This is a genomic window from Synergistota bacterium (genome assembly GCA_021159885.1).
Taxonomy (GTDB): domain Bacteria; phylum Synergistota; class GBS-1; order GBS-1; family GBS-1; genus AUK310.
Map to the genome: position 1 here is coordinate 1 of JAGHDO010000060.1, position 8,371 is coordinate 8,371.

The 8,371-nt window shown below is 43.9% G+C and carries 11 protein-coding genes; all 11 read right to left on the reverse strand.

Features of this window, described 5'->3' with window-relative positions:
* Window positions 1-26: 26 nt before the first annotated feature.
* Window positions 27-578, reverse strand: a complete 552-nt coding sequence (locus J7M13_05825; protein ID MCD6363496.1) for a sigma-70 family RNA polymerase sigma factor — start codon at window positions 576-578, stop codon at window positions 27-29.
* 151 nt (window positions 579-729) lie between these two features.
* A complete protein-coding gene (locus J7M13_05830; protein ID MCD6363497.1) occupies window positions 730-879 on the reverse strand; it encodes a hypothetical protein in 150 nt (49 codons plus the stop codon).
* 85 nt (window positions 880-964) lie between these two features.
* Window positions 965-1,834, reverse strand: coding sequence for a hypothetical protein (locus J7M13_05835; GenBank protein ID MCD6363498.1), 870 nt, complete (start codon window positions 1,832-1,834; stop codon window positions 965-967).
* A 78-nt stretch (window positions 1,835-1,912) separates the two neighbouring features.
* Window positions 1,913-3,202, reverse strand: a complete 1,290-nt coding sequence (locus J7M13_05840; GenBank protein ID MCD6363499.1) for an SLC13/DASS family transporter — start codon at window positions 3,200-3,202, stop codon at window positions 1,913-1,915.
* Window positions 3,203-3,220: 18 nt separating this feature from the next.
* Window positions 3,221-4,720: an acetyl-CoA hydrolase/transferase family protein gene (locus J7M13_05845; GenBank protein ID MCD6363500.1), complete on the reverse strand. Its 1,500-nt coding sequence runs from the start codon at window positions 4,718-4,720 to the stop codon at window positions 3,221-3,223.
* A 178-nt stretch (window positions 4,721-4,898) separates the two neighbouring features.
* Window positions 4,899-5,216, reverse strand: coding sequence for a DUF3870 domain-containing protein (locus J7M13_05850; protein MCD6363501.1), 318 nt, complete (start codon window positions 5,214-5,216; stop codon window positions 4,899-4,901).
* Window positions 5,217-5,220: 4 nt separating this feature from the next.
* Window positions 5,221-5,688, reverse strand: a complete 468-nt coding sequence (locus J7M13_05855) for a chemotaxis protein CheW (GenBank protein MCD6363502.1) — start codon at window positions 5,686-5,688, stop codon at window positions 5,221-5,223.
* Between the two features lie 13 nt (window positions 5,689-5,701).
* On the reverse strand, window positions 5,702-6,127 hold the full coding sequence (locus tag J7M13_05860; protein MCD6363503.1) for a ribonuclease H-like YkuK family protein: 426 nt from the start codon (window positions 6,125-6,127) through the stop codon (window positions 5,702-5,704).
* A gap of 78 nt (window positions 6,128-6,205) precedes the next feature.
* Window positions 6,206-6,772, reverse strand: a complete 567-nt coding sequence (locus J7M13_05865; protein MCD6363504.1) for a hypothetical protein — start codon at window positions 6,770-6,772, stop codon at window positions 6,206-6,208.
* A gap of 1 nt (window position 6,773) precedes the next feature.
* The gene (locus tag J7M13_05870) at window positions 6,774-7,679 is read right to left on the reverse strand and encodes a bifunctional enoyl-CoA hydratase/phosphate acetyltransferase (protein MCD6363505.1); all 906 of its coding nucleotides are present in this window, start codon (window positions 7,677-7,679) and stop codon (window positions 6,774-6,776) included.
* Window positions 7,676-8,371: butyrate kinase (buk, locus tag J7M13_05875; GenBank protein MCD6363506.1), on the reverse strand; the 696-nt coding region annotated here is incomplete at its 5' end. The genes J7M13_05870 and buk, both read right to left, overlap by 4 nt.

Sequence of the window (8,371 nt, forward strand, 5' to 3'; positions counted from 1 at the left end):
AGACTTCCCGCCCATGGCGTCTATTATTATCCCAAAACCTCCTTAAGCTTTTTCAAAGCCCTTTTATGAATTCTCTGAATCTTGCTCACCGAAAACCCCATCTCGCGTGCAACATCCCTTAAAGCTTTCCCTTTATAATATATATCCTCTATGACTCTTCTATCGTCTTCCCCAAGTGAACCAAGCCCAAGGGAAATAAGCCCCTCATCTAAATTAAAGGGTTCTTCTACTTCCATCTCCTCGAGAAGCTCCCACGAGGGCATTTTCCTCGTTAAGGCATTGAGTATACAACCTCTTATCCTGTAGTAAGCAAAGGTATAAAACTTCCATCCCCTTCCCGGCTCGAACCTATCCACAGCCTCAATTAATCCCACCATTCCTTCCTGAAGCAAATCAAGCGTAAGCTCAGATGGATGTCCTATCTTGGACAAAATCTTAAAAACAAGAGGCTGGTACGACTCTATTATCTTAGCCCTGCTTTCCTCATCTCCCTCCTTCTTATATCTTCTCCAGAGCTCGTCCTCTTCCTCAGGATCAAGAAGCTTAACCTTACTTAAGGCCTTGAGATACTCTTCCATCGCTGGAAATCCTCCCGGTAGAGACGACATCTTTTCCAAAAACCTTAAATATCATTATACCAAATTTCATAAAAAACAAGGGGGAGCGGGTTCTCCTCCGCTCCCCCTTTCGGGAGTGAGATTAACATATGTCGTGAACGACAAAGCTTTTTCATAATCCTCTTCTCCTTCTGAGCAGGATAAGTATAGATGGAACGAAAAGCACTAAAAGCGCTCCTATATTCTCCTCTCCCACGCTACATCCTCCCCAGCCACTTGAGGGAGCAGGAGGCACCTCTGAAGGCTCAAAGCTTATCCTCATATCAATTACTTCCTTACTATCCGCATCCGCCCTCCAGCTTTCAAAGCTATCATAGTAGTCCCAATATCCGTATCCCTTAAAGGGCCTAAAGGATGGATATGGGAAAGGCCGAAGCGACATTAGTAGCCTCGGATCTACAAACACCAGCCTGTGATATAAGCTTATCATCAAGGTTCGGTTCCCAGTTGTCAAACCACCCGCACCCCGGAAATCCCTCGGTAAGCTCAAACCAGGAGAGATATCTCTCACTTAAAGTCCTGAGCGCCTTCGCAGGGTCATTCTCATTCTCCTCCAATATCGCAGCCAAAACGGAAGCATTAGGAGAAAGCGAATTACAAACTATGAAGGTAGTTACATAAACCATGTAAAAAGGAAAAGGTGAACACCAGCCAACGGGTGGACCATAAGTCCAGAAATATTCTGGGACAAAGGGCTCATAAAAATCAAGTAGCTCTCGCGCGCAAAATAGCCTCTCACCATATGCGTGACCCGCAGCAGCCTTAAGCCAGCCTTCTTCAGTTTCATTAGTACTATCGGTCCCATACTTGAGTTTCTCCACTATCTCGCTTTCAAACTCGCTCAGCTCCGGAACATAATTCTCCTCACAATAAGCGCTGACTATCCCAGAAAGCACGGGATCCTTATCCCTGTCATCTCTTCCAAATAACGGATACCATACATTCTCTTCGTTCATAACAAGAAAAGCTTTTCCAGCTTCCGGGGGAATATCCTCCATAACCTCACCGGTCTCATAGTCGTGAAGCGTTCCGCCATAATAAGGATACGCATAGCCTTTATCGGTAATAAGAAGATATGCATCGCTATACCCCTCATCGAGAGCCCTTAAATAAAGAGCCTCTGCCATGCTCACACGCGGAATTTTTCTCGGTTCCTCCCTGTTCCATAAAGCGTTCCAGAAAAACGGAAGCCTAAGATCGAGAATCGGAATATTCAACCAAAGTATACATAAAGGCGGTGAGCTACTTGAAAAAGCTCACCGCCTTTATAAAACAATAATTTTTAAAAGCGTTTTTTAAAACTTCCACAACATTGGGACAAATGTTATACATACTATATAGCTTATAACCTGAATCAGCCATCCCGCCTTTATGTAATCAACAAAGCGAAGCTGACCCGGACCTAAGACTATGGTATTTGGCGGCGTTGCTATAGGAGTCATAAAGCAACAGCTCGCAGATATAGCAACAGCCATTATAACGGGATACGGACTTACTCCCATTCCCTGAGCAGCAGCTAAAGCGATCGGAGCAACTATCATCGTGGTAGCGGTATTAGAGGCAAACTGCGTTAAGAAAGCGGTCACGAATGCCATCGCGGCAAGAAGACCAAATGGGGTATGGACTACCGAGGTAACCGCGTGAGCTATCAGCTTGACTCCCCCGGTAATCTTAAGGGCGGTACTTAAGGGAAACATACATGCAAAGAGAAAAACGGTAGTCCAATCAACCGCCTGCCATGCCTCCTTCCAGGTTATACATCTTGTAGCAACTACTAAGAAAGCTCCTAAAGCTGCAGCAACGAGGAGATCGAGATGAAGCACCTTTCTGAAAAAGTGCTTGGTTGCGGGAGTACCGCTTAAAACCATTATAGCGACAACGAAGAAGAATATAGCCACAGCAAGTGGCATCTTTTCAAGCCTTGGCCTGAAAGAAGCTCTCTCGCTCGCCGCTTCTTCAGCCTCACTCGTGAGCTGTCCCTTAGGTAAGAACTTCCTGCCGAGCAGAGCCATGTAAGCTATGCCTATGACCGTGATTATTATTCCGACTTTGCCGAACTCGAAGAAACCGAGGGGCTGTAAACCTGCCTTATCAAGAAGCGCATTTACAACCCCATTTGGAGGAGTCCCTATCAGAGATAGAGTCCCACCAAATGAGGCTGCATAAGCTAAAGCCATTAGAAAAGATCTTGGCGAATATCCCCCGACCCTAACTATTGCCAAAACTATAGGTAGAAGACAAACGGTCGTTCCGGTATTTGAGAGAAAGGCGGAAAGAAAGGCAGTTATAATCATAATATTAAGCATGAGCCGTACTTCGCTACCCTTCGCTGCCTTTACTGCCCATTCACCAGCTTTCTGAGCGAAACCAGTTCTAAAGAGGGCTTCTCCAACCATGAACATAAACATGAAAATCAAGGTCCACTTATTGGCGAAGTCAGCGAAAGCCTGCTTTGCAGAAAGTACGCCAGTCAGAACCAGGGAAATAGGAACTAAAAGTGCGGTAATCGCGAGAGGAAATGCCTCCGTTAAAAACAGGATAAACGCGATTATGAGTATAGCTATGCTTATGTAAGCATCTGTCATTTTTAAAACACCTCCTTTTTAAACTTTCATCGTGCCCTTTTGAATCAGACGGACGTGCCAGCTTAAAGCCTCCTCAAGGAGATGAGGCTCGTGCCCCCCACGCTTACAAGCTCTTTCAAAGTAATCCCAGAGCATATCCTTATAATCGGGATGAGCACATTTCTCTATTATTTCCCGGGCTCTCTCACGTGGAGATTTTCCTCTCAAATCTGCAACTCCCTGCTCGGTAACAATGACATGAACTTCATGCTCAGTATGATCTACATGGGAAACCATAGGAACTATCTTCGAAATCTTTCCTCCCTTAGCTATAGACGGCGTTTGGAATATGACGAGATAAGCGTTTCTTGAAAAATCACCTGATCCCCCTATGCCGTTCATCATCTTGCTACCCATGATATTCGTGGAATTAACATGTCCATAGATATCAACTTCTATAGCAGTATTCATCGCTATTACCCCAAGCCTTCTTATAACCTCCGGGTGATTAGATATCTCTTGAGGGCGAAGAATTATGTAATCCCTGTACTTCTTCACGTTTTCATAAAATCGCTTTAAGCCATCAGGAGAGAGGGTTAAGGATGTCCCCGATGCAAAGCGAAGCTTACCTGCATCCATAAGATCGAGCATCGAATCCTGTATCACCTCGGTATAAACCCAGAGATCGGTAAAATCGGAGTTAACAAGCCCCGCTAAAACCGCATTGGCTATGCTTCCCACGCCGGACTGAAGGGGAAGAAGATTTTTAGGTAATCTGCCTTGCTTTATCTCAAATTTGAAGAAGTCTATGAGGTTCTCTGCCATCTTCTTTGAGATATCGTCTATGGGAGCAAGAGGTCTCTGATTATCAGGAATGTCACATGGAACTATGGCAACTATCTTTTCCGGATCGCAGGGAATATAGAGAGTCCCTATTCTATCGTTCGGCTTGTAAATAGGTATCTCTCTGCGCTTTGGGGGATCCTCAGGAATATAGATATCATGCATTCCCTCAAGCTCAAGAGGTTGCGTGGTGTTAATCTCAACCATGACTCTATCAGCCATTTGAACAAATGTGGGAGAGTTTCCAACGGAAGTGGAGGGGACTATACCACCATTTTCAGTTATGGCAACTGCCTCAATAATGGCAAAGTCGATCTTCCCGAGATAACCATACCTGACCAGCTGAGGGCATTGGGAGAGGTGGATATCGATATATTCTATTTCCCCAGCGTTTATTGCCTTCCTGATAACGTCATCGGTTTGATAGGGAAGCCTTTTAGAAACCGCTTTAACCTCAGCTAAGGTCCCATCAAGCTCAAGCCCCACTGATGCTCCAGTCCACAGGTTCACCTTGAGACTATCGCCTTTTCTCACTCTTTCAGCCAAAGCGAGAGGTATCGCTTTGGGATAACCGGCAGGAGTAAATCCACTACACGCTATGGTCATTCCATCCCTTATGAGCGAGGCTGCTTCCTCTGGAGAAACGACCTTAGAGAGAAGCCTCTTATCCCTTATTCTGTCAGATATGTCAATCAACTACTCCACACCTCCTCACCACTAAAAATTTAAAGGGCTACCCCCTTCCACGGGGGCAGCCCTTTAATGACCCGTCCCTTTTGGGCTAAAGCTGCCTTTTTCTACCTTCCCTCCCCTCTAAACGATACCCGGGACACCTAAAAAGCATCTTAGGTACCGTCTTAATCGAGAGGAAGGGTTATTGAAATTTTTTTCTCGCTTCCAGAAAGCGCTGATGAGCGCTTTTTAACGCGGCTATAACGGCCTTCTTTGCCTCCCCATGATATCTATAACAGATCTCGCTTTTTATAAGATCGAGATCTGTTAGAAGACTTTTTCCCTTTATACACTCTTTTAGTACACGCTGAGCTAATCTGCTCGTTAAGCTGATCTCAACATCCTCTATCACACCTGTTTCCTCATCAATTTCCAAAAAAAGCCCTAAAACCTTATAAAGCTGATAAGCCGTTATATCATGTGGTAGATGAGCATATCCAGCTATAAAAAGCGTTGGCAATCAGCTATTCCTCCTCTTCCCCGCTTACGATCTCTCCAAGATTTAATGCTTTTTCGAGATCAAGGAGAATTATAAGCTTATCATCAACCTTACCTACACCCCTAAGATAGGTAGCCTCTATTCCTCCCATTGCAACCGGTGGGGGGGGGTCTATATTCTCCTTAGGAAGCCTTATCACCTCAGAAACCGCATCCACTATTATGCCAAACCTTATACCCTTTATATCAAGCACTATTATCCTTGATTGATCCGTAGCTTCCTTCGCTGGAAGGGAGAAACGGCTCCTTAAATCTATAACGGGGATTACGTTCCCTCTCAAGTTTATAACGCCTTTTATATAATAGGGTGCCTTTGGTACCCTCGTTATCTCCTTCATTTTAATTATCTCCTGAATTTGCGCCACATCCACTCCGTATTCCTCCTCACCAAGCTTAAATGCTATAATCAATTCCTCCAAAGCCACCGCAGACATGCTTTATCCCCCCTTAGACATATTTATCTGCTACCTTCGTCGCCCCAAACGACTCAGGCTTAATCCTTGCCTTAAAACCATTTCCGCTAACATAAGCTATCACGCTTGCAACTATTTCTTTTGTTTTGCCTCCTTCACCGACATCAAGATGTATTTCAAGTTGCGGATAATCTTCAAGATCTACCTCCGAAAGTGCAAGGCTTATTCTACTCGCGAGATCAAGGCTAAGATGAGCTTCATAAAAGATTCTCTTTTTAAAGTTGTGAATACACTCCCCTCTGTATCTTCTATAGAAGTATATACCTCCCTTACCTACCCTGTAAAGTATTACCGCTGTTACAAAAACCGCCTCCCCTTCATTTTCAGCTGAGTCAGTTCCAATTATCAGACGATACTCTCCTGCCTTATGCTTCATGTAATCCGTTATAATACTCATCATTTGATCAAAGCTTAAAGCTCCCTTTGTGGGACTATGAAAAAGCTCCCGCACTCTAAAATCACCTCAAGTTAAATTTTATCACCGTATCTCTTCGCTTTCAAGAACGTTAAGATATGAAATATACTTTTTTAACTTCCGTAGAAAAAAATCATACTTAAGCCACGATCCTCCAATGATTATCCCTTCAGGCTTACCCTTAAGTATTCCAGCCATACCCCCGATACCTTTGGCTATCCAGTATATAAAAGCTTCAAAGGGAACTTCTCCCACCTTCTTAGTAAGAACGCTAGGGTCTTCCGTACCATAGTAAGCTTTTAATCCCCCTTGACCATATATGAGTTTAGCTATCTCAGCCAAGCTTCTTTCATCCTCATAAAAGCAGGATAGTATGCCAGTATTAGGAAGCCAGCCAGAGCTTCTAACCCCCATAGGAGAATCACCGGTAACATAATTATCAGCATCTACTACCTTGCCATCAATCCAAGCTACTATAGAGGTTTCCAAACCAATATAAACGGTTATTCCCCGCTTAAGATTTGGCACCTTTTGAGCAAGCTCTTGATAAAGGATTAAATGCTCTCTCTCATGATAAAAAGGGATCCTTTCTATATTCGGTAAGCCGGAAAGACGAGCTTCCGGCAACATTTTACTCCATCCTCCCGGCTAAAACCGCACCAAGCGCTATCGAAAGAAGCTTAGTCTCCGCACTGTCCGCTCTTGAAGTTAAAACTATCGGTCTGCGGGCTCCCATCACAACGCCAGCAGCTACACCCCCACAACCATAAACAAGCGCTTTTCCTAAGAGATTTCCTGCCTCTATATCCGGTACGAGAAGGACATCTGCCTTACCAGCAACGGGACTTTTTACTCCCTTAACTTTTGCCGCCTTTGAACAGATAGCAACATCAAGCGCAAGAGGACCATCAACTATAGCACCCTTTATCTGCTTTCTTGCAGCCATAACGGTTAACATAGCAGCGTCTACCGTAGCAGGCATTGAGTAAGTAACCGTTTCTACAGCTGCCAAAACAGCAACCTTAGGCTCTCTTATCCCTAAGAGATGCATTAACTCCAGCGCATTTTCAAGTATCTGTAGCTTTTCAGCAATAGATGGAGATATAACTATTCCACCATCAGTTATAGCATACCAGCGACGTCTTCTTGGAACTTCAACTAAAAAAACATGGCTCAGGAGCCTCCCTGTTCTAAAACCCATTTCCTTATCAAGCACTATTTTTAAAAGCTCCGCAGTCTTAACAAGCCCCTTCATCAAGAGATCACAAGCTCCATCTCTAACCATTTTAACGGCAATTTGAGCAGAAGAAATTGGATCGGTAGCATCGATGATCTCAAATTGATTACAATCGATATCAAGAGCCTGGGCTACCTTTTCTATCTTTTCCAATCGTCCTACTAAAATAGGATCCGCTATTCCCTCCTTTTTCGCAAAATAAACGGCCTCCAAGACATCAGCGTCCTCCGCAGAAGCAACAGCAATAACTCTCCTCTTTCCCTCCTTAGCCATACTTAGCAGCTCTTTTAGCTTTTTCAAGATAGTCTTCCCTCCTTATAATGCTTCGCCTTCTCCTCACCTTTAAGAACACGCAAAGCTCCCAACGCTAAAGCCTCCATCTCAAACTCTCCCTCAAAAACGAAAATTTTAGCCATCCAGTCTATGTATTTTTCTAGTTCTTTTACAAAAATATCATCATGAGCTATGCCCCCAGTTATAGCAATAGCATCTACTTTCCCTTGAAGTGAAGCGTACATGCTTCCAATTTCCTTCGCAATCTGATAAATCATGGCTTTATAAACTAACTCTGCTTTAGTATCTTTTTCCTCTATCATTTTCCGAACTTCTCTTAAATCCGCAATCCCTAAATATGCCTTTACACCTCCATTTCCTGCAAGAAGCCTCTTCACCTCAGGAAAAGTATATCCCTTATCAACCGCAAGCCTCACAAGTGGTAAAGGTGGAAGTCCTCCTGTTCTCTCCGGAGAGAAAGGTCCCATTTCATTAGCATTATTAACATCAATAGCTTTTCCTCTTCTAATGGCAACAACCGATATTCCCCCTCCCAAATGAGCTATAACAAAGTTTGCCTCTTCAAATTTCCTTCCTATCTTCTCTGCCGTTTTTCGCGCCACTGCTCTAATGTTTAAGGCATGAAAAAGGCTTCTTTTTTTTATAAAAGGTAAACCTGTAAAACGAGCCACTTCCTCAAGCTCATCTACAGAAACGGG

Bases quoted from the DNA above. Each gene is read 5' to 3' on its own strand.
- J7M13_05860 (MCD6363503.1), bottom strand. From the start codon at position 6,127: ATGATGAGTATTATAACGGATTACATGAAGCATAAGGCAGGAGAGTAT.
- J7M13_05830 (MCD6363497.1), bottom strand. From the start codon at position 879: ATGAGGATAAGCTTTGAGCCTTCAGAGGTGCCTCCTGCTCCCTCAAGT.
- J7M13_05865 (MCD6363504.1), bottom strand. From the start codon at position 6,772: ATGTTGCCGGAAGCTCGTCTTTCCGGCTTACCGAATATAGAAAGGATC.
- J7M13_05840 (MCD6363499.1), bottom strand. From the start codon at position 3,202: ATGACAGATGCTTACATAAGCATAGCTATACTCATAATCGCGTTTATC.
- J7M13_05855 (MCD6363502.1), bottom strand. From the start codon at position 5,688: ATGTCTGCGGTGGCTTTGGAGGAATTGATTATAGCATTTAAGCTTGGT.
- J7M13_05825 (MCD6363496.1), bottom strand. From the start codon at position 578: ATGGAAGAGTATCTCAAGGCCTTAAGTAAGGTTAAGCTTCTTGATCCT.